Below are 24,122 nucleotides of genomic sequence, written 5' to 3'. Positions count from 1 at the left end.
TTTTGTTTAACGGCAGTTTACTAATACTTAGCTTATGAAAATTACAGCAATTATTCATCCAGCAGAAGAAGGTGGCTATTGGGCAGAAGTTCCGGCACTTCCGGGTTGTATTACCGAGGGAGATACTATAGAAGAGGTTCGGCAAAATTTACAAGATGCTGTTCAGGGGTGGCTCACTGTTGCGAATAATAGCCTAAACAAAATAGAGCCAACATAGTCATCGGCTCAAATATCTTGTAAAATTTCTGGCGTTAAGCCTCGTTGTTGTGCTTTGTCTGAAATTTCTGCCATCACCTCAGTTAAACGCTTGTCATATAAATTTCGTCGTAAAAATAACTGAACAATATGACTTAACTGTTTCTGGATTTCCGGGTTAGCCTGTTCAAATGCCACCTTAATCTCTTCATCAACTTGAAGAATAATACTAGCCATAGTTTTCTTGTCCATTGGCAAGTTAGGGTTTGACAAAATTATAGCACCATATCACCCCCCCCCGTTTAACCATCCCTCCGTTACGGTGGTTGTCCCCCAACCCCTCGCGCTCGTGGTGACTGCCGCAATACCTAGAAAGGGACCCAGATTTTCTCTCCATATCGCGATCGCCAACTTAAATCGGTTTAAGCATTAGGTCAAGAATGAGTCCAAAAATTATTGGAGAGACGGGAGTTTGAATCGCTTTTCTCCTGCCCAACGATAACTTTGGGATTCATGCTTAATATAGAACTAGACCCAGAAACCGGATTTCTTGGTATTTTGCTACAAAGGTAAACGATCGCCTTTTGTCCAATCAGCGGCAAGCCAACGCCAAGCAGCCGACCATTGGCAACCTGAAGGAGTCGGCACCGCCTCTGGTGACAATTCTGGAGAATTGGCGAGGATTAGGTTTTCAGGTTTGAGTTAGTGTTCGTCTTTTTCAACTAGGAGATAGCTATGATTGCAGCCAAAGAAAAAGGGCGCTACTTTACGCCGGAGGAGTATTTTGCTTGGGAGGAGCAACAACTCGAAAAGCATGAGTTAATCGATGGTCGCGTGTATGCGATGACGGGTGGCACGCAAAATCATAGTGCGATCAAAATTAATATCGTCAGCCTCATCAAAGCGCACTTGCGGGGAAGTCGATGTCGAGTTTTTAATTCGGATCTAAAGGTCAATATTCTTGATACCTCTAACTATACTTATCCTGATTTGAGTGTGACTTGTGACGATCGCGATCGTGAGCATACACAATACATTACCTATCCCTGTCTAATTGTCGAGGTTTTATCCCCCAGCACTGAGGCTTATGACCGGGGCAAGAAGTTTGAAATGTACCGCCAAAATCCGAATTTGGTGGATTATGTGTTAGCTAGTTCCGAGGAGATGGCGATCGATATGTATCACAAAAACGAGGCGGGGGATTGGTTAATTCTGAGCTATCGACCCGGCGATGTTGTGGAGCTAAAAAGTATTGGATTCAGTGTGGCGATAGAGGAATTTTACGAAGAGGTTGTCTTCGAGTAGGGCAATTATTCACTGTTGTTATGAGCTAAGAAATAGTGATGATCGCAGCCAAAGAAAAAGGGCGCTACTTTACGCCGGAGGAGTATTTTATTTGGGAGGAGCAACAACTCGAAAAGCATGAGTTAATCGATGGTCGCGTGTATGGGATGACGGGTGGTACCAGAAATCATAGTGATGTGGCTGGTAACTTTTTAGCGATTATCAAGCCTCATCTCCGAGGCAGTGGTTGTAAAACCTACAATTCTGATTGTCGCGTAAATGTTCTCAACACTGACAACTATATCTATCCAGATCTGAGTGTTACCTGCGATCAGAGAGACAATTCTAGCGCCCAATACATTACCTATCCCTGTCTAATTGTCGAGGTTTTATCCCCCAGCACTGAGGCTTATGACCGGGGCAAGAAGTTTGAAATGTACCGCCAAAATCCGAATTTGGTGGATTATGTATTAGCTAGTTCCGAGGAGATGGCGATCGATATGTATCACAAAAACGAGGCGGGGGATTGGTTAATTCTGAGCTATCGACCGGGCGATGTTGTGGAGCTAAAAAGTATTGGATTAAGTGTGGCGATAGAGGAGTTTTACGAAGAGGTTGTGTTTGAGCCATCGTCTAATGCGGTTTAGTGTACAAGATGGATGACTCCAGTGCGATCGCCCATATCTCCACCCGCCACCCCCACCAAAGCAGCCTCAAACCGTGTAACTTCCTGGGTGTTAGAATAATCCCTAATGTTCCAGGCATCAACATGAAGTTCGAGCGCGACACCATCGTAAAATTAACCATCGGTAGCGGGTGCGTCCTGGGTAGCTTGGCGTTCCCCCCCCTAGCCGCCGCAGAAGGGATGGTCTGGGGAAACATCTTAGCCACCGCGTTAGGGAATGTGGCGGCGGGGAATACGGCTAATGCTGTTGATGCTTTAATCGATGCACGAGAGGGGAGAGTTTCCCTAGAAAATCAGGATTTAACCAAAGCAGTCGGGAAAGCGATTCTCTACGAGACGCTACGCGAACGCCGCCGTTATCACCCTCGCAGCCAAACAACAGGGCGGCAAAACCCGCGAATATCTCGAAAAAATCGCCGCCCAAGCCAAGGATAACTGGGTTGCGATCGCCCAACAGGAACTAGCCAAACAACGTTACCCTGAACGACGAGAAGCCAAACTCGACCAATTCCTCACCCCCCAAGAATACCAACTCACCCAACAAGGCAACCTCACCGCTACAGAATGGGGTGATATTTTTATCCGCCTCAATATGGCAGCCTGTAAAAGGAGAAACCTCACCCAGCAGCAGGAGTTTTTTAGGGAGATTTCCGGCACAATTGAGTCGGGTTTTGCCGAAGTCTGTCAACGGTTCGGGGTGATGGAAACCCAGATAACTCAGTTGTTGCAAGGACTGGAAAGAACCCTCGAAAGTTTGGTGGAGGAAATTCGATCGCATTTTGATGCCGCTAACCCCCATCTTTCCTTAGCAGAATGGCGAGCGATTGCGGAGTTAATGCTGCCTAACCGACAGGTATTCTTAACGGCTAATCCGGCATTTAAGCGGGTGGAGATTTATGTGCCGTTGGCATTGGTGGAGCTATACCCAACTAAGGAACGGAAACCGGGGCTAAGTCTGGAAAACCGAGAACAGTGGGAACGGGAAGAAGAGAGAATGACTCCTATCAGTGAGGATGAGTTTTTTAATCAGGTTTTGCGACAGGGAAAAACTCCCCAAAGTCAGGGGCGACGGATTGCCGTTATTGGTGAACCGGGGTCAGGAAAAACGACACGGTTACAGGCGATCGCTGATTGGATATTGGCAGAAAATCTGGGCATCCCCATTTGGGTTGACTTGGCACAATTTACCCAACCGACCCTAGTAGATTATCTGGAAAACTGGCTGAAGTAGGCGGGAGTTGAAGGAGCGATCGCGGAGCGTGGCGGTAGCCGTATCGCCTTTTGTCGGGTGAATGTGTGGGAACCGGATAAAAATGCCTTTTCCGGGTTTGATGTATATCGGAATTTACCCTTTCAGTCGGAGCAGATGGAAACCTTGATCCGGGGATTGTTTGCCCAGAGTGATTAAAAACAGTAACTCCTGGTAGTAAAGGCTTGTAGCTTTTTGAGGCTAAGGTGCATATCCCCTTGATTCTGTATAACATCCACCTTTAAAAAAGGCTGAACCCCTTGCCATTTAAGGAATTGGGCGAGTAATGAAGTTTTGTGTATGCTAGATCTAGAAATTTTTGACACCTCGATATTTATGTGCTAAAATCCCAGCACAGCTTAGTTATGGAGGGTTCAGCTTCCTAAAGTCTTAGGTATGTTAGGCTGCTAATCGCCGCCTAATTAATAATGGTTATGTCGCCAGCCCTCGGTGGAGTCGTGGCTAAATGCTGTCGGTTTTGCAGCCAGGTTAAGTTAGACCAGTTGGCAGAGAGTTACACAAGATCTTGAGCAAGGATGAATTAACCCAAATGCCTAAAGATATGGTGATCATACAAACTATATTTCTCTAGTTAAGTCAATTGATTCTAATAACCCATCATGAGTACAGATTTTCTACAACCAAATCTTGAGGACTTGCAACAAGACGTAATAAGTCTACTTAAGAAAATCGAAGAGTTAATGTATCGTGCCAGTAATCTGTTGATTTCTGACCCTTCAGGTAAGAAGTATGCCGGGTTTCAAAAAGAAGTTGTAGATGCCAAAAAGAATGTAGAAGATCTTGAGTTAGTCATGGCGATCGTTGCTCCTATGAAGGCGGGGAAGTCTACGATTATCAACGCGATTGTTGGACAAGATATATTACCTAGTCGGGCATCAGCCATGACTACGTTACCCACGGAAATTATTCTTCGTTCTGATCAAGCACAGCCAGTTTTAGAGCTGAAGCCAAATACTATTTCATGTTTAAAGAGGACTCTTTCAACTCTACAGCAGAAAATTCAAACAAACGGTCTAAATCAGGCAGTTACCAAAATGGCAAAGTATCCCCATTTAACTTCACTGATTCCGAAAATTCAAGATGGCTTCTCGATTCAGTCTGAGATAGGGGGGTTAGAAGGCATCAAACAAACATTAACGGATTTGAATGACATCGTTCGCGTTTGTACAGTTCTTGAGCCGTTGATAGATCCATTAAATCAAGAATATTTTGACGTTCCCTGCATCTATACTCCTTTCTGGAAAGCCACAGATGCTGGTCAATCTAAATTCTTAGGAAATCTCGTTATTGTTGATACTCCCGGACCTAATGAAGCCGGAGAAAACCTGAGATTGTCTGCGGTTGTAGCAGAGCAATTACGCCGAAGTTCAATGGTTCTAATTGTCCTTGACTTTACACAGTTAAATAACAAAGCAGCAGAGGAAATTAAGCGCCAAGTTGAACCGGTTGTTCGATTGTTAGGGAAAGAGAATTTATATGTTCTTGTCAATAAGGTTGATCAAAGAACTGAAAAAGATCCGATGACATCTGAGAAGGTGAAGCAGTTTGTCATTGCTGATTTGGGATTGGGTGAATCAAGTGATGCAGGAAGGGTGTTTGAGGTAGCCGCCAGATGGGCTTTTTGTGCGGCGAGTTTCCTTTCGGAAATGCAACATCACCCTAATATTAAAAAAGAGGAGATGAAAACTGCAAGAGCTTTAGCAGAGCAAGTTTTTGGGATTGATTGGGAAGAGGAACTTGAAGATTGTTCATTGGAACAATTGCAAAAAAAGGCTCAGAGATTATGGAAGAAGTCCGGTTTTGAGCCCTTCTTGGAGAACGCCATCAATGTTCTCATGGAAAGTGCTGCTCCCAGATGTATCAAATCTGCACTTAATCTTAGCCGTCAACGTTTAGAAGAATTGAGAGATGACGTTATACTAAGAAGTAGTGCCATTGCTAAAGACGAAGAGAAACTCAGGTTAGAAGTGGCAGCGTTGGAGCAAGATCTTGAACATCTTGAACTGAGTCGTAAGCGACTTAAAGAAGTTGATAATATCAAGAATCATCTTCAAAAAAATCTTGAAGACTTACTTGGGAAATTAAAGGAAACAGCAGCCATAAGTCTTGAAGATTACTTTGCCAAAGAAGACTATGAGCAAGCTAATTTAATCCAAAGGCTAGACATAGAAGCAAGAAAAATTTTTACGACTCCGCTGGGTAGCTTTGAACTATTTCCTAAATGGATTTCCCAAAGACTGAAAAACGCCGTAGAATTGAAGAGTTCTGGAATCTTGGAATTTAAGAGTGATGATGAAGCAGAGGAATTTGCCAATGGAGCCGTTGCTTATGCCAAGCAACGAGCAGAGAGTCTTCTGGTCGCCGTTCGAGAGGAAACGATTCGCGAGGTTGAGAAAGCACGTTCAAAATTAATGAGTTTTTTGGAACAAGAAACAAACCCCATTATTGAAAGAGCACGTACCCGTCTTAATAAATCTTTTGATATCACCCTTTCTCTACCCCCTCCTGTTGTAGATACATCTGACCATATATCTGTTAATAGACCTCCCATTAGAAGCCAAACCAAAACCATAGGTCAGGGATATGAAGAAGTAACAGTTAACAAAAGAGTGTGGTGGCATTGGCTTTGGATAATACCAATCGATCTTACAGAAAAACGAAAGCGTCCTGACAAGAATGTAGATTATTATACGGTTTCACTAAATGAGTTGATTCCTGAAATCAATTATTCAATGGAAGCGAGTATTACTGCTCTTGAAGAAAGTTTGAATAAGTATCTTGATGATGATTTCCAACAGCGGGTTGATCAATTTTTTGCCTCTTTGGATGCCTATTTAAGTAACTACAGGGATAGCTTAAAGCAGGCTCAGGAAGATCAGCAACTTGCTGCTGAGGAGAAGAAAACGCTTATCAGTGGGTTGAACTCAATTGTCCCAGAGGCAACTGCACAAATAAAAAAGTGTAGAACTTATGCTGAGTCTGCCAATTCATTACTCCTAAGACAGTGAGGAGCAAACCATCTCGAGGAACTCAAAAAACTAGAGCGTTGAGTTCCTATAGTTAGCGATAAAGCACTGCTCAACTTAGTGAATGGAATTCCCATAAATGGTGACCTTGTACGATTCACAATGTGAAATTAAAAGTGAGTCTCACATATAAACAGTACCGATTGGGAACAAAGCGAATGGGAGTCGTAGCGATCGCATTTCGATGTTTTTTGGGTTAATCTTGACCCCACAATTGGCAGTGAAATTCAGAAAAAACGACCCTGTGTGATGATCTCACCGGATGAAATGAACCTTTATATTGCCACGGTGATTATTGCACCAATGACGACAAAAGGGAAAGCCTACCCGACGGGAATTTCCTGCCAGTTTCAGGGTACAGTTTGATCACACCTTGCCATTATTGATATTGTAGGAGTGATTTGTGAAAGCCCGTGACTTGCTCAAGCCAGGTGAAAAGGTAGTTGTTATTTTTACAGCCGAAGGTCGCCAAAACCCAATTCGGTATCTTCCTTGATGTAGCTTTAATTCTGGAAAACTGGCTGAAGTCGGCGAGAGTTGAAGGAGCGATCGCTGAGTGTGGCGGTAGCCGTATCGCCTTTTGTCGGGTGAATGTGTGGGAACCGGATAAAAATGCCTTTTCCGGGTTTGATGTATATCGGAATTTACCCTTTCAGTCGGAGCAGATGGAAACCTTGATCCGGGGATTGTTTGCCCAGAGTGAATTAAAATAAGAAAAACCAAACCTTTTACCCTGATGCTAGTTCATCCTTCCCTCCCTCCCCTCCATCATCTCCCTGATTCGTTACCCCTAGATGGGGCGGTGCGAATTGAGTTGGAATCCGGTGTCCCAATTTTTCGGGCATCGGCAACCGTGCAGAATCGGATTGTCATGTTGTTGGAAAAACAGCAACTTGAAGCCTTAACTGAGTTAGAAGAACAGGAGTTAGATGCCTATGAGGAAATTGATGATTATTTAAGTTTTGTCAATCGCACGATTCGGAATTTGGCAGTTGCGCCTAATTCCCAAGGTTAAATAAAATGGATCGTCCCTGGATTTCTGAACAGATACAAGCAACGGTTAGGCAACGCGCCAAAGGACTTTGTGAATATTGTCATGCTTCGGAACAGTGGCAATATGTACAATTTACCATCGATCACATTATTCCTTTAGCAGAAAGGGGGTCTAGCGATCTTAATAATTTGGCTCTGGCCTGTTTTCACTGCAATCGTCGGAAAGGACGCTATCAAGAGGCTATTGATCCAGAATCGGAGCAAAAGGTCGCTTTGTTTCATCCCAGACAGGATCGGTGGCTGGATCATTTTCGCTGGTCTGACGATTGTCTAAGGATTATGGGCATTACTCCCACTGGACGAGCAACGGTGGCAGCACTAGCCCTTAATCGGGAACGCATCCTGGCTATTCGAGCCGCCGATTACGAAATTGGGCGACACCCACCCTTGGACGATAGAGAGTTGGTTTTGTTGTATTGGCAAATTGGGCGGGAAATTTTAGCACGGCAGGCTCAGGAGGGCTGGGGCGCAAAGGTGATTACTCCCCTTCTTGCCCGGTATCAGCAGGAGTTACCGCAGGAGTTGCGGGCGGTTTTGCCCAGTGTGGCGCAGTTGGAGATGGCGTTAAATGAAATTACAGAAGTTGGCGGAGGGGCGAATGATCAGTGACCTAAAAGAAAAACCCAATCTTAATTTACTACGACAAAAACGTGAGGACATTCTCGCTATTGCTCAAAAACACGGAGCAAAGAATGTAAGGATTTTTGGCTCTGTGGCGCGAGGTGAGGCTGATGAGGATAGTGATATTGATTTCTTGATTGACTACGACCTAGAAAAAATTACCCCTTGGTTTCCTGCGGGTTTATTGCTCGATTTGGAGAATTTACTCCAGCGTAAGGTGGATGTGGCTACGGTGGATATGCTGAAAGCCCGCATTAAGGATCGAGTTTTAAGTGAGGCGATCGCTTTATGAGAAAACCAGAGGAGCGCTTACAGGATATTTTAGATGCTATTGAGGCGATCGAGCGATATGTAAGCCAAGGGAGGAGTGCTTTTGAGGATCAAGAATTAGTTCAAGTTTGGATTGTTCATCATTTACAAATTATTGGAGAAGCAGCCAATGATATACCGCATGAGTTAACTGCTCTGTATCCACAAGTTCCTTGGGTACAAATTATTGCATTCAGAAATATTATTGTTCATGAGTATTTACGCTTGTCTTTGAATTTGGTTTGGTCAATTGTTGTTAATGATTTACCGAGGCTGAAAGTTCAGGTTATTCAAATATTGTCAGAAGTTGGTGAAGGGGGCGATCACTGAGTGAATTAAAAGCACAAAATCTGTATTTTGACGCTAGGATGGCTCATGATTTAGAGGAGGTAGATATTGTTGCAGATTTGGGAATGTTTGCATTTAGTTTATTGGTGGAGGGTTAATCATGTTAAAAGCAGTAGAAGCCATTATTCAACCAGACGGAACGATTCGCACTTTGGAGCCTTTGCGAGTTGAGGTGGCGACAAGGGCGATCGTGACGGTGCTTGCCCCTCTACCTACCAATGGGGCAGGGAACGGAGCCAAAATTCTGGCATTGTTACAATCACCTCGATTGGCAAACCGTCCTGTAGCTGACCCTTTGGAAGTGGCAAAACGGATTGAGAATTTACGCAATGACTGGGAGCGAGAATGAAAGACGCATTCAGAAATTATGGCAGATTATGATGATTGAGATGAGGCGGATATTTTAGCGACTCTGGGAATGTTTTAAATTAATATACAGAGGATGAAACCATGTTTATGCAAGAACTAAAGCTCGAACTAGCGTTTGAATTTTCGCCAGATGAAGTGAAACTACTACTGGCAATCAAGCTTTATGAGGTGGGCAGGCTTTCGATTGGACAAGCGGCAAAGGTGGCGGGTTATTCCCAACGAGCATTTATGGAGATTTTGGGACATTATCATGTGCCTGTCTTGGCCTATTCTCCTGATGATTTAGCCGCAGAGGTTGACTTATTGTCATGAGTCAAAATCTGGGTCGATTGATTGTGGATGATCTGCAAGCTCGGAAAGTGGCTCAACGCTTGGGGGTGAAAATCACAGGAACTATGGGAATTTTAATTATAGCGAAGAACAGGGGAATGATTGATTCGGTTAAGGGGGTGATTGACTCTTTAGAATCGGTTGGGTTTTATGTGAGCGAAGCTCTGAAAGCCCAAGCGTTGAAGTTGGCGGGTGATGATGAGTCGATGACTGGAACGGTTAACAGCACTGATTCAGGAGAAGTTGGTGGAGGGGGCGATCGCTGAGTGAATGAAAAGCACAAAATCTGTATTTTGACGCTAGGATCGCTGGGGTGGCGGGTCTAGGGTGGCGGGTTCTCTCGCTGTAAGTGTATTTTATGATTTATTAAAGGTGGCGAGCGGCAATGCCGACGCTGTGCAAACGATGCCTAAAAAGATTGGGGAGTTAAAGGCTATGCTTAGAAAAGCGGGTGCGGCACTCCAAATACTTAAAGATAAGGAGCAAGGTTAATGATCCCATCTAAATATCGCATCAATATCATCTGGTCTGAAGAAGATAATTGTTATCTGGTGGAACTGCCGGAGTTTGCCACGCCAATACAGCGCTATTTTACCCACGGGGACACCTACGAGGAGGCACTGACTAACGCCCAGGAGGTCTTGGAGTTGTTACTCGAAAGCTACAGGACAGAGGGAAAGGATCTACCAGAGCCGCAGGTGTTACAAGTTGCTGGGGGAATGGATTAGCTGAATGAGTGGAAAGCACAAAGTCTATATCTTGACCCTAGGATCCCTTAGCTGGCGGGTCTAAGGTGGCGGGTTCTCTGGCTGTAAGTGTATTTTCTGATTGATTAAAGGAGGCGATCGATGAGTGAGTGGAATATCGAACCTTTGGGAAAAATTGCTGTTATACAAACGGGTCGTCTTGACTCAAATGCTGCGGTGGATGGAGGAATATATCCTTACTTCACTTGTTCACCTGTCACCCGTTCTATTAATGAATATAGCTTTGATGGTGATGCTGTTTTACTAGCATGCAACAATGCAAATGGGATATTTTCTGTAAAGCACTACAATGGCAAATTTAACGCATATCAAAGAACCTATGTAATGTTATGGTCGAAAGGGAAGTCACCTTCGCCAACTCCAATTCCAAACCGTGCTTGATACTTTCACATCACACGGCTCCTAATGTGAATACCCTATTGTCAGTAGGAACGGGACTACAACCCCCCGCTTTATGACTTCAACTTTCAGAGCTATATGACATACGTAGTCTTTAAACTCGCTTTCGCCGTAGGACTCCTACTTACCGCAGTCTCTATATCCACACCGTGACTAGTGGGCATATCCTAACCATTACAGTTAGGCATTAGCTTTCAGTCACATCCTTTCCCCTTAAAGGTATACGCTTACACTTTTGACTACTCAATAGACACAACACTACTGAGAGCCTAAAAGGGGTTTAAACGTTCCGTTTATACGGGCATTCCATCTTTAGACTTGTCCTATCCACCGGGTTACTTAAAAAGGTCTGTGTAGGTAGCGTGCTCAGACTCCTACTTTTCTCCTTACTCTTTTGAGTGCAGCGTATCAACCTATTTCGCTACTTACTATTGACGATGGTTCAAGTCGGAACATTCAGATTTCCTTAGTCATGGATGGTTGGCAGTGGTCGAGTGAGAGGTAGGTTCCCCTATTACGCCTTCCGTTCCCCGCTTCAACCCTAGGAGTGTGAATCCTCAAATTGGGGGTGGCTATCGCCGTTACTCTATCCCATAATCGCCCCAAGTGGGTTTAATACTCCTCCTAGGTATACTTGGATGGTATATTGCGATTTCTTAAAATGGGATTGACCTTGAGTTCCCTGCCTTGCTTAGATTTCTCCAAGCGTTGGGACATATAAACAGTTATGGGATGGTCAGGGTACGAGTCCCTTATATTTCACCAAGGGGTGAAAGTCCCACTAGGAAGTTATTTCAGGCATTGCAGCCCTATTTCACTCCTAAACGTCTCGCACGGACACCAATAGTCAGACATACCCTAGAGAGACCGGACGCAACACCATACGACGGAAACTGGACATACTGGGCAACCAGAAAAGGACAAGCAATTGGAACACCAACAAGGATAGCAAAACTACTCAAGAAACAGAAAGGTAAGTGTAAATGGTGTGGACAATACTTTACACCATCAGACGTAATTGAGGTTCACCATATTGTACCTCGATGCCTAGGCGGAAAGGATGTATACAATAATCTTCAATTACTACACCACCACACCCGCGATGACAAGACAGCCCTAGACAAGGCTAAAGCTGTATCCATAACAATGGAACAGTCAGACTAGGAGCCGTGTGAGGTGAAAGTCTCAAGCACGGTTTTGAATGGGAGGGAATGGAGGCGACTCCATTCTCGACCCCTAATGGCATGGACAGTATCAAGATGCAGAAAGGCAAATCACGATAAACTGAGGAAATATTTTAGACCGGGAACGGTCAAACTCAGTAATGGGAAAGAAAGACATGAAACTTGGTTATTCCAGACCAAGGATGGATACACGTTATGGAAACATGACTGGACTCCGATTGTCAGACACACCCTAATACGCCCGGAAGCAACACTTTATGACGGAAACTGGACTTACTGGGCAACCAGAAAAGGACAAGCAATTGGAACGCCTAATAGGGTAGCAAAACTACTCAAAAAGCAAAAAGGCAGGTGCTCTTGGTGTGGGCAATACTTTACCCCATCAGACATAACTGAAGTAGACCATGTTGTACCTCGAAGCCACGGTGGAAAGGATGAATACAAAAATCTTCAGTTACTACACCGCCATTGCCACGATGATAAGACGGCACTCGATAATTGGTGTTGCATACAGCCTTTGTCTCAATCATTAAGCACAGTAACAACACTTGGTAAACCAGTTATTCAAACACTGTAAATCCACAAGGCTTACCGCCACTTCTACCAATCTCACTAATAATTCCATGGTCTCCGTCCTGAACTTGCACACTACACTTTTGAGCTGTGACCACATCATCTCTATCGGGTTAAACTCAGGGGAATACACCGGCAGATATTCTACCCTGGCTCCTACTGACTCTATCATTTCTTTGACTTCTTCTCGATGATGAGAATTTCAGTTATCCATTACCACTACATCTCCTTTTTTTAATTTTGGCAATAAATCTAACTTGATTAATTGGAGAAAATCCTCTTTTTTCATTGACCCTTATAATGTTTGAGTCGCTACCACTCCGGAGAGCTTAATTGCACCAATTATTGTCATTTTTTGACCTCGATAGGATTTCCACAGTTCATAGACTTTTTTCCCTTTCGTAGCTCTGGCTAACGGTCTGCTCATCCCTACCCATAACCCACTTTCATCAATAAACACAAGCTTTTCAGGAGCCACATCTCTAATTATTTACCAATAATCTACTCGCGCTTTCTGTACTTCTTCTGTTACTACTTTTTCGCTCCTGTATGTTTTTTTTTGAGACTTATATCGTGCTGCTTTAAAAATCTATCTATCATGGTCGTACTGACATTTATGCCCAGCTTGTCTCTGAGCTTATCACTATATTGCCATAAGGTCAGGTCGGGGTGGGCTTCTACAATATCTATCACGGCTTCCTCATGCTTAGATCAAATGCTTTTCTTTTTAGTGCCACACTTACGAGGAGATAAGTCTCCCGTTAATCGATACTGTTTGACCAGTCGCCTTACCGTGTCTGGACTCACCAAAAAGCGTTGCGCTACTTTTCGGATAGAGGTGTCTCCTTTTTCATAGGCTTCTACTATCTTTTTCCGAAAATCTAAAGAGTAACGGCTCATGGTAGTTGGTTGTGATAACTTATACAATAGCCATACATTATACTGTACTGTGTGTTTTGTGTAAAGGCTGTAATAGAAAATGATATTCTCAAATAAATCAAGATGGATTGTCCTTATTGCCAAAGCCATAAAGTAGTCAAAAATGGTCATCGTCAGGGAAAACAGAGTTACCTGTGCCGTGAATGTGGTCGCCAATTTCGAGAAAATCCCTGTCCTGGAGGTTACAGTTCTGATGTCAAAGAGCTTTGTGTGAAAATTTCCCTCAATGGCATGGGATTTCGAGCCATTGAGAGAGTCACTGGTATTTCTCACAACACAATACTTAACTGGGTTAGAGTTGCAGAAACCCACATTGATGAGGAAAACTATGAAATTCCTGAAATAGCTCAAATTGATGAGCTTCAGACTTTTGTGGGTTCAAAAAAAACCATCTGGGTCTGGACAGTTGTGAATACCAAACTGCCTGGCATTCTGAAGTTTGTCATAGGCGACCGCTCATTGCTGACTTTTACCACATTATGGCAAATGATTCAGGGCTGGGCTGGTTTTCTATATATTACGGACGGATACAAAGTTTATCCTTGCTTAATTGAGGATTGCAATCATCTAGTCAGCAAAACGGCTATGACAAGAGTAGAAGGAGAAAACTGCCGTCTGAGGCACTATTTAGCCAGGCTACATCGCAAAACTTTGTGTGATTCCAAGTCCACTGAGATGTTGTACAAATCAATTCGCTTACTTATCTATTATTTGAAGCATGGACAACTTCCTCCGTTCTCTTAATCATTCCTCACTGTGCAATACCCGATAATTCCAACGCTGTATCCCTAACAATGGAGCAATCAGATTAGGAGCCGTGTGAGGTGAAAGTCTCAAGCACGGTTCTGTATGGGAGGGGGAGATGGTGACATCTCTCTCGACCCCTACTAAACCGACTCGGGTTCAATTTCCATGCCTGCCTGCCCAACTTGTATAGCAAAAGACAGAACAGTTAGGACGTATAATGGCACGGATATCTACAGAAGACCCAAAATGCCAGCCCCCTACAGTTACGACCTTAGACAAAAAGTTATTAATGCAATTGAACTAGACGGTATACCCAAAACCGAAGCCAGTCAAGTTTTCCATGTCAGCAGGAACACCATCAATCTCTGGCTGCAAAGAAAAGAACACACCGGCGACTTCCTCCCTAAACCTAATCGCCCACCTGGTCATGGCCACCAAATTACCGACTGGCACAAATTCAAGGCTTTTGCCCAAGAGCATGGCGATCAAACCTCCGCTCAGATGGCTCAACTTTGGGATGACGACATCTCTCCTCGCACCATATCCAGAGCCTTGAAGAAAATTGGCTTCACCAGAAAAAAAACTTACGGCTACCAAGAACGTGATGAGCAACAGCGAGAGGAGTTTATTGCTCAGATTGAACAGATGGAGCCGGAAGGGTTGGTTTACCTCGATGAAGCTGGCATGAATAGTCAAGACTCGGATTATCCTTATGGTTACTGCGAGGAAGGACAACGCTTCCATGCCCTCAAATCAGGGAAGAGGCAGGGCAGGGTGAGCTATATGGCGGCATGGTGTTATCAACAACTCTTACAGCCTTTACACAAAACACAAAGTACGGTATAATGTATGGCTATTGTATAAGTTATCACAACCAACTACCATGAGCCGTTACTCTTTAGATTTTCGGAAAAAGATAGTAGAAGCCTATGAAAAAGGAGACACTTCTATCCGAAAAGTAGCGCAACGCTTTTTGGTGAGTCCAGACACGGTAAGGCGACTGGTCAAACAGTATCGATTAACGGGAGACTTATCTCCTCGTAAGTGTGGCACTAAAAAGAAAAGCATTTGATCTAAGCATGAGGAAGCCGTGATAGATATTGTAGAAGCCCACCCCGACCTGACCTTATGGCAATATAGTGATAAGCTCAGAGACAAGCTGGGCATAAATGTCAGTACGACCATGATAGATAGATTTTTAAAGCAGCACGATATAAGTCTCAAAAAAAACATACAGGAGCGAAAAAGTAGTAACAGAATAAGTACAGAAAGCGCGAGTAGATTATTGGTAAAGAATTAGAGATGTGGCTCCTGAAAAGCTTGTGTTTATTGATGAAAGTGGGTTATGGGTAGGGATGAGCAGACCGTTAGCCAGAGCGACGAAAGGGAAAAAAGTCTATGAACTGCGGAAATCCTATCGAGGTCAAAAAATGACAATAATTGGTGCAATTAAGCTCTCCGGAGTGGTGGCGACTCAAACATTATAAGGGTCAATGAAAAAAGAGGATTTTCTCCAATTCATCAAGTTAGATTTATTGCCAAAATTAAAAAAAGGAGATGTAGTGGTAATGGATAACTGAAATTCTCATCATCGAGAAGAAGTCAAAGAAATGATAGAGTCAGTAGGAGCCAGGGTAGAATATCTGCCGGTGTATTCCCCTGAGTTTAACCCGATAGAGATGATGTGGTCACAGCTCAAAAGTGTAGTGTGCAAGTTCAGGACGGAGACCATGGAATTATTAGTGAGATTGGTAGAAGTGGCGGTAAGCCTTGTGGATTTACAGTGTTTGAATAACTGGTTTACCAAGTGTTGTTAATGTGCTTAATGATTGAGATAAAGGCTGTAGCTCCCTTTACCTTTGAGGGTTGTTGTAATTGGACAGTGTTTGAGTTGTGGTTGGAGTTTATCTTAATTCCAACATTGAAGCCAGGTCAGACTCTAGTATTGGACAATGCAACGTTTCATAAAGGGGGCGGATTGCTGAACTGGTGGAGGCAGCTCAATGCCGTTTACTCTATCTTCCGCCTTATTCGCCAGACCTCAACAAGATAGAGAAATGTTGGTCGTGGTTGAAAGCCCGCATTCGCCATTGTATTGAGGTCTGGCGAATAAGGTGCTATACATCAAAAGGTTTAACAATACCTTGAGACAACCAGTGTCTCGCTTAGTACCCAAGACCTTGTCCTTTTCCAAGTGTTTGCAGAATCACATTGGTGGCATTTGGTATTTTATCCATCACTACAACGCATCATTACCTCTTTAGCACTACCACCCTACAAAAGGATTCGCTTCCGGAGTTTGGTTACTGGTCAAAATTCATCTCGCCGTTAAGCCGCTCGGCTTAACGGGAGTCCTCTTTTGAGATTTAAGATCAGCTTGGGAATTTGTTTAACTTAACTGTGTTAGACTGAATTAAATTCTCCAAAAAAGCCTGCTACAATTTTGGGCAAGAAAATCTCAAATCAGTGTGGCTAAGTCTGACATCGCTGCTTGTTCAGGCGGGCATTGTAAACTTTTATTACGAAACTCATAGATTCTTCAAAAGTGATCGGGAACCCCCATTACAGGTGATGAAGATTAGCTTGTTAACTGATAGGGGTCACTTCTTTAATGAGGGAGTTTCCATATACTAGGTAACAGACCTGAAAAAGTAACCCTGATTATTGATATACCGACTAATTCAGGTATCCCTCACCAATAATTCATGACTCAGATTGCTGATCGGCAACATTGGGAACTGAAAGACTCAAGAGCGGTCTTAACCTGAATCAAGAATTAGCTAGTGCGATCGCCAACCTTAACATCCTGGGAATACTGAATCCTAGGCTCTGTGAGAGCAATTTGTGTTTAACCAAAAGCAACTGAGAACACGATCATGTCAGCCACCAAAGCTTCCCCAGATAAAGAGTCCACCCAAACTTTCCCAACTAAGGACAAGGATATGGAACTACCAACAGATGAACTCATCCGCCTTGACTTCAGTGATGTTGACCTCTCTGAGGCTCAAAGCAGTAGGCGCACTACGGACTTAGTGCGTCTGTACCTCCAAGAAATTGGTCGGGTTCGCTTACTGGGAAAAGATGAGGAAGTCTCAGAAGCCCAAAAAGTTCAGCGTTATGTACAACTGGTGGAATTGCGGGACACGGAGGCGGAAACCAAGGGGGGGGTACTCCAGACCTATGTTAATCTCCTGAAAGTACGCGATCGCCTCTGTGCTAAATTAAGCCATCGTCCATCCTTTCCTTAGAGCGTTGGGCTGCGGCTGGGGGGGTTAATGTAGCTCAACTCAAGCAGATTATGGCAGAGGGTAAGCGCTGTTGGGCGGAACTAGCTAACCTGAGTGTAGAAGAACTAAAACAAGTCCAGCGGGAAGGCCTACAGGCTAAAGATCACATGATCAAAGCTAATTTGCGCCTGGTGGTATCAGTTGCTAAAAAATATCAAAACCGTGGTTTAGAACTATTAGACTTAATCCAAGAGGGAACCCTAGGATTAGAACGAGCCGTAGAAAAGTTTGATCCTACCCGTGGCTACCGCTTTAGCACTTACTCTTACTGGTGGATTCGCCAAGGAATTACCCGGGCGATCGCCACTCAAAGCCGGACTATCAGGCTTCCGGTGCATATTACCGAGAAACTCAATAAAATTAAGAAAGCCCAGCGCAAGATTTCCCAAGAAAAAAGTCGCACGGCTACCATTCCATTGATGATATCGCCACTGAATTAAAGATGACCCCGGATCAAATTCGGGAAGTGCTGCTGCGGGTTCCCCGTTCAGTTTCCTTAGAAACCAAAGTGGGAACGGACAAAGATACAGAACTAGGAGATTTGCTAGAAACAGAAGAAAGCACCCCGGAAGAACTGTTGATGCGGGAATCTCTTTATCGAGAACTACAGAACCTCCTCTCCTAGCTGATCTCAGTGGTAAGGAGCGGGCTGTCATTCAAATGCGTTATGGTTTGGGTGATGGTCATCCTTACTCTACTCCCTAGCGGAAATTGGTCGTGCTCTGGATCTGTCGCGGGAACGGGTTCGCCAAATCGAGGCTAAGGCTCTGCAAAAACTGCGCCAGCCTAAGCGTCGTAACCGAGTGCGGGATTATCTGGATTCTCTGGATTAGTTTTTGAGCCTTGGTGGCGGGGTTATGGGAGATAACACTCGCCCCTAGGGTTGGGTTTATCAGAATTGATTATCAATAAGCTAGTTTTTTTGACAGAATCTCAAAATCTTGTGTATCATTGTCAGTATTAAGGTTTTATTGATAGTTTAATGATGGTGTTATATACCGCGACTTCGTTTAAATCGGAACTGAATAACAAAGGGTGGCGACTGACTCCTCAGCGGGAAACTATCCTCCATGTTTTTCAAAATTTGCCAAAAGGAAATCATCTCAGTGCTGAGGATCTCTATGATTTGTTAAAAGGTCGTGGGGAGACGATTAGTTTGTCTACGATTTACCGCACACTCAAGTTAATGGCGCGGATGGGAATTTTGCGAGAGTTGGAACTGGCAGAGGGCCACAAGCATTATGAAATAAATCAGCCTTACCCACACCATCATCACCATCTTGTCTGTGTACAGTGTAACAAAACCATAGAATTTCAGAATGAGTCGATTTCCAAAATCGGTTTGAAGCAGGCGGAGAAATCTGGGTTGCATTTGCTAGATTGCCAATTGACAGTTCATACTGTTTGTCATGAGGCTTTACGCATGGGCTGGCCTTCATTGGTTTCTAGTAATTGGTCTTGTTCTCAGGCGATCGCAGAAACTTCCGGTGAGTACCTTAACCCTGATTGAGTTTCACTTGGCGGCGTGGTAGTCCCAGGAACCGCTGTCTATCCCTAGGGCGATCGCCAGCGGGTTGATGCGGTTCCTCAAATATATACAGATACGGGGTCTAAAAGCTCCCTTGTTATTTTTGTGCTTGGCGTTGCAGACCCGGCGAGGTATGGGAAGAAGCGTTTACCTTTGCCTTGGAGTTGTAGAAGTCCAGATTGGTGTCAAGGGACTTAATGCGATCGCTTTTTTGTCCTAACTGGGAATTTGTACTTGTTTTGTCCATTTTCCCAGTAGGCTACCTTCCATTGGGTCAGTCTGATAACTTACTCCTTGCTTTCTCTCCTGGGACAGTTAATCCGGCTAGTGCGATCGCTTAACCTGGTGGGATTCTGTCTGGACTGATTTAGGATTGTGTATATCAGGTTCATTAGTTCGTTGTCTCTGGAGTTAACTTCAGTAATTAGTTTCTGGTTTTGTTTCATCAACTGCCAGACTAAAAAAACTGTAATTCCATCAGTTCCTAGCTTGACTATCTCAGGTAATGTATTAGAATTCATCGTTGTTTGTTTTGTCTTTTTTTAAGATTAATTCATTATAGTCAGTGGTTTTGGCTAAATATCTTTCAATATGTTTTAAAGTAAGCCAGACCAGTTGTTTGTCCCCTCGACATTCGCTTCTGACTGAACTTCTTAATCTATCGATATCTTCTTGATTTTTTTTGACATTAATTTGGAGTTCAGTATGTTTTGCTGAAAGATACCAAATACCTCCCGAAAAAGAAATAAGCCAACCAATAATTAAAGCAATTTTTTCAATTTCTAGATGCATAAAGTTAGAAACTCCTGTACTTTCAAAAACTAAAATTAAGTTTTGAAAAAATTGCTGGTAGTTCGTTTTCGGGTAATTCGGATAGACTCCCAATCACCCGAAAAATTTAGACCGTTGGCAAATTAGAATTGTGGTCTACTAATAATTCCTGAATTCTCAAATTTTTGGTAGAATGACAATTGTCTATCTATCTGTCTTGTCACAGAGCCATCCGGTTGTAACACTATATTGAACAATGTCTGAGCAGAAACTACGTTTAATCGTTGAACATCAGGTAGTTGGTTGCGTTCGACTTGTGCCTGGTAAAAAGCCTCAACAAATTCGTAAAGTTCTACGGTAGCGTCTACGTTTTCAGCTTCCGAACCTAATGACCCCAGCAAGGTTTTTAAGGTTGAACCATCTGGGAGATGGTTGATTAATTGAGCGAGAGAGATATTCATGTTAAGCTACAAAAGCCTCAATTATTACGTTAAACTTTAGATCCATTGTAGGATGATTTTCGATCCATGTTGCGTTTTTGAAAAACCGGCGGCGGACTCCTAGCTTTCTAATTGTCCAGGAATTATCTGTAAATTCTTCTATGGGCGGATAATTAATCAGTTGTGGTTCTTCTGTAACGTATACAGTTCTTTGTCCTGTTACCCAGCCAAAACTCCCAGAATCATCACGATAATGCCCTCTGATAAGCAGCATTGACCTATAGCCATCATAGGGATTTTTCCAACGCCCCCAATCAGTTGAAAATTTAAACCTCAATAATGAGTTTTCAGTAATTGGGGGGTTGTGAATTATCCATTCTTGGGTAGGCTGATAGCTTGAAGCTATCAGTTTCCATGCACCATAAGCGTCGGTAAAATCCATGCCTTATTTGATAACTAGGCGGCGTTCAAAACCAGCGTTCATGACGCTCTTACCATTTAGAGTCCTACCGTTACTATTGTAATACGTCAAAGCCTCGTTTATTTTTTCCTTTGTGCAAAAAAGTCTATAAGTAATTGGCGGTTTGGTAGTGCCGTTGTTGCACTGAACGGCAAGCCTTACTAACAAACCAGTTCGCATTAATTCCCCGGTGTCATACACTGGATCATTAGCGTTGGCTTCTTCTACTGGGGATACGCCTAAAACATCTTTAGTTCCGGCTGTATACATTACCGCACTGGCTCTAAAGACTCTAACTTTAGTACCATCCATTGCCTGACAGAGTTGTGTTGTGTTCTAGCCATTAATATTTTATCCTTTCTCTATTAACGAAAATCAGCCCTTATGCGATCGCGACAGGAAGTAATCACCCCAGTACCATCCCAGGCTTTGCCAGCTAGTTTTTGGATAGCATCAGAAACTTTGTCTGTGGGTACATAAATATCAGCCCCAAAATATTTGTTACTTTTCCGATAGTTAATCCGCATTTTCATCAAGAGCCCCTCTTGGACTGCTCGATTTGCCTTTACCATTTGCGCGGTGACTCCACTAGCGTCTGCGTGGGCTGTCATTCCCAAGTCAGTAGCAATGCCATCGTATCTATTAGAAAGCCGAGCCGCTACTGTCATGGTTCCCGTTCCGCCTGGGGTGGGCGCAGTCCAACTATAAATTTTCGTATCTGCTAAACTTGGCATCCAATACCCGCCTTGTTGCTTCAAAACTGCTTACTACTTCATTCATAGCAGACATTTTTAGGAGGTGGAACATATACGGAAACCTATAGGGTTTCCGGATATGCAAGGAGTTTTGTTTGGTCTAAAAAAAGTGTTGGGGTTGTCTTCTAATCGGGATTTCTATATAGATGACCGTTGTAGTCACAGAGCAGGATAGGCTCATTGAGCATCTCTAAAAACAATTTTGCTTCCCTAAAGTAGACGTACCCGACCGGACGGCGGCGCGGCGGTTTGATTTTGTTACCCAATATCGTCACTTCTGGAGATGTGATAGGGAACGCTTGGGCTGGATTTTGGTTGGTCGATGTAAATACTTTGGAGTTGTCAAACTCGATCTGCATCACCTGGCAGATGCGCTGGTAGAGATTGACACCTTCCGCCGTGCTGGTCGCAAAAACAAACGATTCTAACCCGGAGGATTTGTCCCGATAACTAACCGATTCCCTTCCTTTGCGGAACCGGAACTGCTGGGGCTGTAGAAAGTGCTGGAAAATTCTTTGTGCCAAACTTCTGATATTGGCTTTCGTCAGCAAGTCCCCGACTCCGTTTGGATTTTCCGTTTTTCCCACCAAACGGAAACCGACTCTCGCTTCCAGTTGTCGGTAGCCTTTCTCCACATCCTCAATTCTTTCCAAAAAGTACAGCACAACTTTAGGAGCGCCCCGGTAACTGATACCCGTTGAGACTGTGCTATCGGATTTTTCGCTACTGCCGCTGCCCTCGTAGTGGATTTGCAGGATTTGCCTAATTAGTTCCTTATCGTTCCCGGTCAAGACAACTGATTTGTTTTCGGAGCGATCTGGAAAATATTCTATTGTTCGGTGAAGCCCAACCTCCTTAGATGTTTTTCTGTCGGAAGGATGCCACTCAATATAAGCCGGGCGAGAACTCGCGTCTCCTCTCCATCTGGGGATGGTATCTCCGTCGCTGTTTCTTAGATTGCGCGCCGGATAGTTGGTGCTTAAATTGGGGAGTTTTGGGTTGGATCTATAACGCAGCTCTGGATAACCCGCCGCCCAAGCATCAAACCAGTCGTCAAATTTTAGGTCGCTGGCATTGAGGAGATGATCGATCATCTTCTCCATCCATCCGAGCTGAGACAACTGCAATGCCAAAGCTGACTCGGAACCCGCCATCAGCAGCTTGTAATCTGGGTTTTTTCTGTCAGGCTGCAGTTGGTAAACATCCCAGTTGGGTTGCAATTCTATTCGGACTCGTTCCGGGCGCTTATCCGAGAGTTTCGTGATGCGCCTTTGGCGAGCCATCATGATATAAGTTTGTTGGGTTAGCCTTCCAACATTTGCCATAAATACTCCCTCTCTCAGCCGATTAATTTATACAGGAATCCACTCTTCATAAGTTCCCTGGTCTGTTAGTAAATCCCCTAATGTTTCAAAGAAAGTAGAGGCTAATGATTCCATACCCTCCCACTGTTGTTCATTTACCCAGTCAAAATATTCGTCTGCTTTAATCTTAGACCAGGTTTCCTCTACCTTTTCAGAAACGATAAAAGGAAAGGCGATTGTCCTTCTTTCCCCCAAGTCTCCTCTTTATCTAACAACCTAGCTGCTACTTTCCTGGTGTTAATATAAGTTATGACAAACAGTGCTTTTTTAGCAACCTCTTGAACCGCATATCTAAGCGACGACAAGGCTTCTACCAAAGTATCCTTAATGGTTGGGTTAATCATACACATGGCGGCGATCGCGCCTTCTCTAATTCTTAGAGTTGTTGTCGCCGTGCTTCCTACCTTGCCTGCAACTAAAGCAGCCAGAGATTTTCCGACTGTCTCTCCCAAGGGAACATATAAAGCGTTAGCTGCTTGTTTTAAATCATCCATCATTTTTTGGTCAGATGCTGCCCAATCAAAATTATACGCTTGAGAAACTCCTTGGGTTAATTTGCCCATTAGTGTAGGCACTGTTACCCCCAAAAAACCGCCTACAAAAGCCGGGTGGGCTGCTACTAAACTCCCCACACCCGCACCAACAAGCCCTACAGCTTTTCCACCAACAAGCAGCACAGTCCCGGCAATTACACCACCCGCTAGAAGCCCTGCTACTTTAGGAATCATAGGGGCTTCTAATAGCCAATCTTTGAAAAATCCCCAGTTGCCTTTTTTGATGTTTTCTCCAATAGCTAAGGCACCACCTTTAAGACTTCCGGCCCATTTCTTAAAATCAAAAGATTTTAAAATCTGAACCTCTTTATACAGTTGAGATGAAAAAGCATTAAACCATTGTGCTGCGATTTCCTTGCCAGCTACAGCGGTTGAAGTTAGTTCTTTCAGGTCTACACCTACAACATTAGACATAATTTATTAACCTATTTCGTGGTCATTGTTGGGCAACAATCTTTCTCGGCGGCGTTGGCTTGGCGACTTTCCAGTAGACAAGTTGTCAGATTTAATATCACGAATCTCCATTAACTCGTCATTAGTTTTGATGAGGCGGGGCTGCTGTTCCCGACTGGGGGCTGTCTTGGGTTTATCCTTAAACCCAGATGCTGTCATGGCGTTATAGTAATTCATCAACCAAGAACGTTTAAACTCTTCAAAGTCGCCGCCCCCAACTGCTGATGCTACATTTAAATATTCCAGATGCAGCCGGAAATCTAACACAGCGATCGCTTCTTCAACTCTGCTCTTAGTGTCATTTTTCAACTTAGCCTTTTCCTGTCCTGCCGATGGCGGTTTTTTCCCACCACCCGAATCCGGCTGGGAATTACCCGAACCCCTTGGCGCTCTTCTTTTACTCATGATAAA

The 24,122-nt window shown here is 43.8% G+C and carries 31 protein-coding genes and 8 pseudogenes; 27 read left to right on the top strand and 12 right to left on the bottom strand.

The features are described 5' to 3' along the window. Window positions 1-34: 34 nt before the first annotated feature. Window positions 35-217 (top strand): type II toxin-antitoxin system HicB family antitoxin, encoded by a 183-nt coding sequence (locus XZ46_RS24200; protein ID WP_006623185.1) that lies wholly within the window; start codon window positions 35-37, stop codon window positions 215-217. A gap of 8 nt (window positions 218-225) precedes the next feature. Here the strand turns inward: XZ46_RS24200 and XZ46_RS24195 are convergent, their stop codons facing one another. Continuing rightward, the gene (locus XZ46_RS24195) at window positions 226-432 is read right to left on the bottom strand and encodes a hypothetical protein (RefSeq protein WP_008055522.1); all 207 of its coding nucleotides are present in this window, start codon (window positions 430-432) and stop codon (window positions 226-228) included. Window positions 433-930: 498 nt separating this feature from the next. Between XZ46_RS24195 and XZ46_RS24190 the strand changes: the two genes are divergently transcribed. The 19 genes and pseudogenes from XZ46_RS24190 to XZ46_RS24115 all read left to right on the top strand — a co-directional run. Beyond that, window positions 931-1,500 (top strand): Uma2 family endonuclease, encoded by a 570-nt coding sequence (locus XZ46_RS24190; protein WP_006669607.1) that lies wholly within the window; start codon window positions 931-933, stop codon window positions 1,498-1,500. Between the two features lie 38 nt (window positions 1,501-1,538). Next, window positions 1,539-2,126: a Uma2 family endonuclease gene (locus XZ46_RS24185; protein WP_006669608.1), complete on the top strand. Its 588-nt coding sequence runs from the start codon at window positions 1,539-1,541 to the stop codon at window positions 2,124-2,126. Between the two features lie 8 nt (window positions 2,127-2,134). Then, on the top strand, window positions 2,135-2,599 hold the full coding sequence (locus XZ46_RS24180; RefSeq protein WP_006623194.1) for a hypothetical protein: 465 nt from the start codon (window positions 2,135-2,137) through the stop codon (window positions 2,597-2,599). 157 nt (window positions 2,600-2,756) lie between these two features. After that, a complete protein-coding gene (locus tag XZ46_RS24175) occupies window positions 2,757-3,395 on the top strand; it encodes a hypothetical protein (RefSeq protein ID WP_008055527.1) in 639 nt (212 codons plus the stop codon). A gap of 638 nt (window positions 3,396-4,033) precedes the next feature. Further along, entirely contained in the window at window positions 4,034-6,442 is a 2,409-nt protein-coding gene (locus XZ46_RS24170; protein WP_006623196.1) for a dynamin family protein, read from the top strand. 231 nt (window positions 6,443-6,673) lie between these two features. Beyond that, entirely contained in the window at window positions 6,674-6,826 is a 153-nt protein-coding gene (locus XZ46_RS30980) for a type II toxin-antitoxin system PemK/MazF family toxin (protein WP_187695305.1), read from the top strand. Between the two features lie 77 nt (window positions 6,827-6,903). Continuing rightward, window positions 6,904-7,173 (top strand): hypothetical protein, encoded by a 270-nt coding sequence (locus tag XZ46_RS24165; RefSeq protein WP_008055535.1) that lies wholly within the window; start codon window positions 6,904-6,906, stop codon window positions 7,171-7,173. A 23-nt stretch (window positions 7,174-7,196) separates the two neighbouring features. Further along, window positions 7,197-7,475, top strand: coding sequence for a hypothetical protein (locus tag XZ46_RS24160; protein WP_006623199.1), 279 nt, complete (start codon window positions 7,197-7,199; stop codon window positions 7,473-7,475). Window positions 7,476-7,480: 5 nt separating this feature from the next. Further along, window positions 7,481-8,122: an HNH endonuclease gene (locus XZ46_RS24155; protein WP_006623200.1), complete on the top strand. Its 642-nt coding sequence runs from the start codon at window positions 7,481-7,483 to the stop codon at window positions 8,120-8,122. Continuing rightward, complete coding sequence (locus tag XZ46_RS24150; protein WP_035759067.1) at window positions 8,112-8,426, top strand: nucleotidyltransferase family protein; 315 nt, start codon at window positions 8,112-8,114, stop codon at window positions 8,424-8,426. Before XZ46_RS24155 ends, XZ46_RS24150 begins: the two co-directional genes overlap by 11 nt. Next, window positions 8,423-8,773 carry a HepT-like ribonuclease domain-containing protein gene (locus XZ46_RS24145; protein ID WP_006623202.1) on the top strand — a complete coding sequence of 117 codons (351 nt, stop codon included), beginning with the start codon at window positions 8,423-8,425 and terminating at the stop codon, window positions 8,771-8,773. The genes XZ46_RS24150 and XZ46_RS24145 overlap by 4 nt, the downstream gene beginning before the upstream one ends. Before the next feature lie 118 nt (window positions 8,774-8,891). After that, window positions 8,892-9,140, top strand: coding sequence for a hypothetical protein (locus XZ46_RS24140; RefSeq protein WP_006623203.1), 249 nt, complete (start codon window positions 8,892-8,894; stop codon window positions 9,138-9,140). A gap of 101 nt (window positions 9,141-9,241) precedes the next feature. After that, a complete protein-coding gene (locus XZ46_RS24135; protein ID WP_006623204.1) occupies window positions 9,242-9,472 on the top strand; it encodes a UPF0175 family protein in 231 nt (76 codons plus the stop codon). After that, window positions 9,469-9,756: a PIN domain-containing protein gene (locus tag XZ46_RS24130; RefSeq protein ID WP_006623205.1), complete on the top strand. Its 288-nt coding sequence runs from the start codon at window positions 9,469-9,471 to the stop codon at window positions 9,754-9,756. The genes XZ46_RS24135 and XZ46_RS24130 overlap by 4 nt, the downstream gene beginning before the upstream one ends. Before the next feature lie 61 nt (window positions 9,757-9,817). Continuing rightward, window positions 9,818-9,982 (top strand): hypothetical protein, encoded by a 165-nt coding sequence (locus XZ46_RS35610; protein WP_006623206.1) that lies wholly within the window; start codon window positions 9,818-9,820, stop codon window positions 9,980-9,982. Next, entirely contained in the window at window positions 9,982-10,218 is a 237-nt protein-coding gene (locus XZ46_RS24125) for a type II toxin-antitoxin system HicB family antitoxin (protein ID WP_006623207.1), read from the top strand. The genes XZ46_RS35610 and XZ46_RS24125 overlap by 1 nt, the downstream gene beginning before the upstream one ends. A 120-nt stretch (window positions 10,219-10,338) precedes the next feature. Then, complete coding sequence (locus tag XZ46_RS30970) at window positions 10,339-10,638, top strand: restriction endonuclease subunit S domain-containing protein (RefSeq protein ID WP_006623208.1); 300 nt, start codon at window positions 10,339-10,341, stop codon at window positions 10,636-10,638. Window positions 10,639-11,493: 855 nt separating this feature from the next. Further along, window positions 11,494-11,820, top strand: a pseudogene (locus tag XZ46_RS24120) (HNH endonuclease); the annotation flags it as partial. A 72-nt stretch (window positions 11,821-11,892) separates the two neighbouring features. Next, a pseudogene (locus XZ46_RS24115) lies at window positions 11,893-12,417 on the top strand (HNH endonuclease); the annotation flags it as partial. Here the strand turns inward: XZ46_RS24115 and XZ46_RS33400 are convergent. Next, window positions 12,370-13,313 (bottom strand): annotated as a pseudogene (locus tag XZ46_RS33400) (IS630 family transposase). The pseudogenes XZ46_RS24115 and XZ46_RS33400 sit on opposite strands and share 48 nt — an antisense overlap. Window positions 13,314-13,415: 102 nt before the next feature. On the opposite strand from XZ46_RS33400, the gene XZ46_RS24100 reads away from it, so the two are divergent. The 7 genes and pseudogenes from XZ46_RS24100 to XZ46_RS24060 all read left to right on the top strand — a co-directional run bounded on the left by XZ46_RS24100 (window position 13,416) and on the right by XZ46_RS24060 (window position 18,896). Then, on the top strand, window positions 13,416-14,096 hold the full coding sequence (locus XZ46_RS24100) for an IS1-like element ISArma2 family transposase (protein WP_006669616.1): 681 nt from the start codon (window positions 13,416-13,418) through the stop codon (window positions 14,094-14,096). Between the two features lie 249 nt (window positions 14,097-14,345). Then, window positions 14,346-14,918: pseudogene (locus tag XZ46_RS24095) on the top strand (IS630 transposase-related protein); the annotation flags it as partial. A 64-nt stretch (window positions 14,919-14,982) separates the two neighbouring features. Then, window positions 14,983-15,916 (top strand): annotated as a pseudogene (locus XZ46_RS33395) (IS630 family transposase). Then, window positions 15,916-16,247: pseudogene (locus XZ46_RS24070) on the top strand (transposase). The pseudogenes XZ46_RS33395 and XZ46_RS24070 overlap by 1 nt, the downstream one beginning before the upstream one ends. After that, window positions 16,229-16,363, top strand: a pseudogene (locus XZ46_RS37085) (IS1 family transposase); the annotation flags it as partial. The pseudogenes XZ46_RS24070 and XZ46_RS37085, both read left to right, overlap by 19 nt. A 612-nt stretch (window positions 16,364-16,975) precedes the next feature. Further along, window positions 16,976-18,219: pseudogene (sigC, locus tag XZ46_RS24065) on the top strand (RNA polymerase sigma factor SigC). 152 nt (window positions 18,220-18,371) lie between these two features. After that, the gene (locus XZ46_RS24060; protein WP_174447168.1) at window positions 18,372-18,896 is read left to right on the top strand and encodes a ferric uptake regulation protein; all 525 of its coding nucleotides are present in this window, start codon (window positions 18,372-18,374) and stop codon (window positions 18,894-18,896) included. Between the two features lie 115 nt (window positions 18,897-19,011). On the opposite strand, the gene XZ46_RS34795 is transcribed toward XZ46_RS24060, so the two are convergent. The 10 genes from XZ46_RS34795 to XZ46_RS24015 all read right to left on the bottom strand — a co-directional run bounded on the left by XZ46_RS34795 (window position 19,012) and on the right by XZ46_RS24015 (window position 24,116). After that, window positions 19,012-19,161 (bottom strand): hypothetical protein, encoded by a 150-nt coding sequence (locus XZ46_RS34795; RefSeq protein ID WP_006623219.1) that lies wholly within the window; start codon window positions 19,159-19,161, stop codon window positions 19,012-19,014. A gap of 40 nt (window positions 19,162-19,201) precedes the next feature. Further along, the gene (locus XZ46_RS24055; RefSeq protein ID WP_048895283.1) at window positions 19,202-19,435 is read right to left on the bottom strand and encodes a hypothetical protein; all 234 of its coding nucleotides are present in this window, start codon (window positions 19,433-19,435) and stop codon (window positions 19,202-19,204) included. Then, on the bottom strand, window positions 19,425-19,706 hold the full coding sequence (locus XZ46_RS24050; protein ID WP_006669510.1) for a hypothetical protein: 282 nt from the start codon (window positions 19,704-19,706) through the stop codon (window positions 19,425-19,427). Before XZ46_RS24050 ends, XZ46_RS24055 begins: the two co-directional genes overlap by 11 nt. 122 nt (window positions 19,707-19,828) lie before the next feature. Beyond that, the gene (locus XZ46_RS24045; RefSeq protein WP_006623222.1) at window positions 19,829-20,146 is read right to left on the bottom strand and encodes a hypothetical protein; all 318 of its coding nucleotides are present in this window, start codon (window positions 20,144-20,146) and stop codon (window positions 19,829-19,831) included. 1 nt (window position 20,147) lies between these two features. Then, window positions 20,148-20,567 carry a hypothetical protein gene (locus XZ46_RS24040; RefSeq protein ID WP_008053796.1) on the bottom strand — a complete coding sequence of 140 codons (420 nt, stop codon included), beginning with the start codon at window positions 20,565-20,567 and terminating at the stop codon, window positions 20,148-20,150. A 3-nt stretch (window positions 20,568-20,570) separates the two neighbouring features. Next, window positions 20,571-20,897 carry a hypothetical protein gene (locus tag XZ46_RS24035; RefSeq protein ID WP_048895282.1) on the bottom strand — a complete coding sequence of 109 codons (327 nt, stop codon included), beginning with the start codon at window positions 20,895-20,897 and terminating at the stop codon, window positions 20,571-20,573. Between the two features lie 53 nt (window positions 20,898-20,950). Beyond that, window positions 20,951-21,319, bottom strand: a complete 369-nt coding sequence (locus XZ46_RS24030) for a hypothetical protein (protein ID WP_046319112.1) — start codon at window positions 21,317-21,319, stop codon at window positions 20,951-20,953. A 146-nt stretch (window positions 21,320-21,465) separates the two neighbouring features. Then, on the bottom strand, window positions 21,466-22,665 hold the full coding sequence (locus XZ46_RS24025) for a hypothetical protein (RefSeq protein ID WP_006623225.1): 1,200 nt from the start codon (window positions 22,663-22,665) through the stop codon (window positions 21,466-21,468). A 182-nt stretch (window positions 22,666-22,847) separates the two neighbouring features. Further along, entirely contained in the window at window positions 22,848-23,672 is an 825-nt protein-coding gene (locus XZ46_RS24020; RefSeq protein WP_228116412.1) for a hypothetical protein, read from the bottom strand. A gap of 6 nt (window positions 23,673-23,678) precedes the next feature. Beyond that, window positions 23,679-24,116, bottom strand: a complete 438-nt coding sequence (locus XZ46_RS24015) for a hypothetical protein (RefSeq protein WP_006623227.1) — start codon at window positions 24,114-24,116, stop codon at window positions 23,679-23,681. Between the last annotated feature and the right edge of the window lie 6 nt (window positions 24,117-24,122).

Origin of the sequence: Limnospira indica PCC 8005, assembly GCF_000973065.1 — a bacterium.
Taxonomy (GTDB): domain Bacteria; phylum Cyanobacteriota; class Cyanobacteriia; order Cyanobacteriales; family Microcoleaceae; genus Limnospira; species Limnospira fusiformis.
The sequence above is the reverse complement of the archived record's forward strand: the minus strand, read 5'-3'. Positions and strand labels throughout refer to the sequence as shown.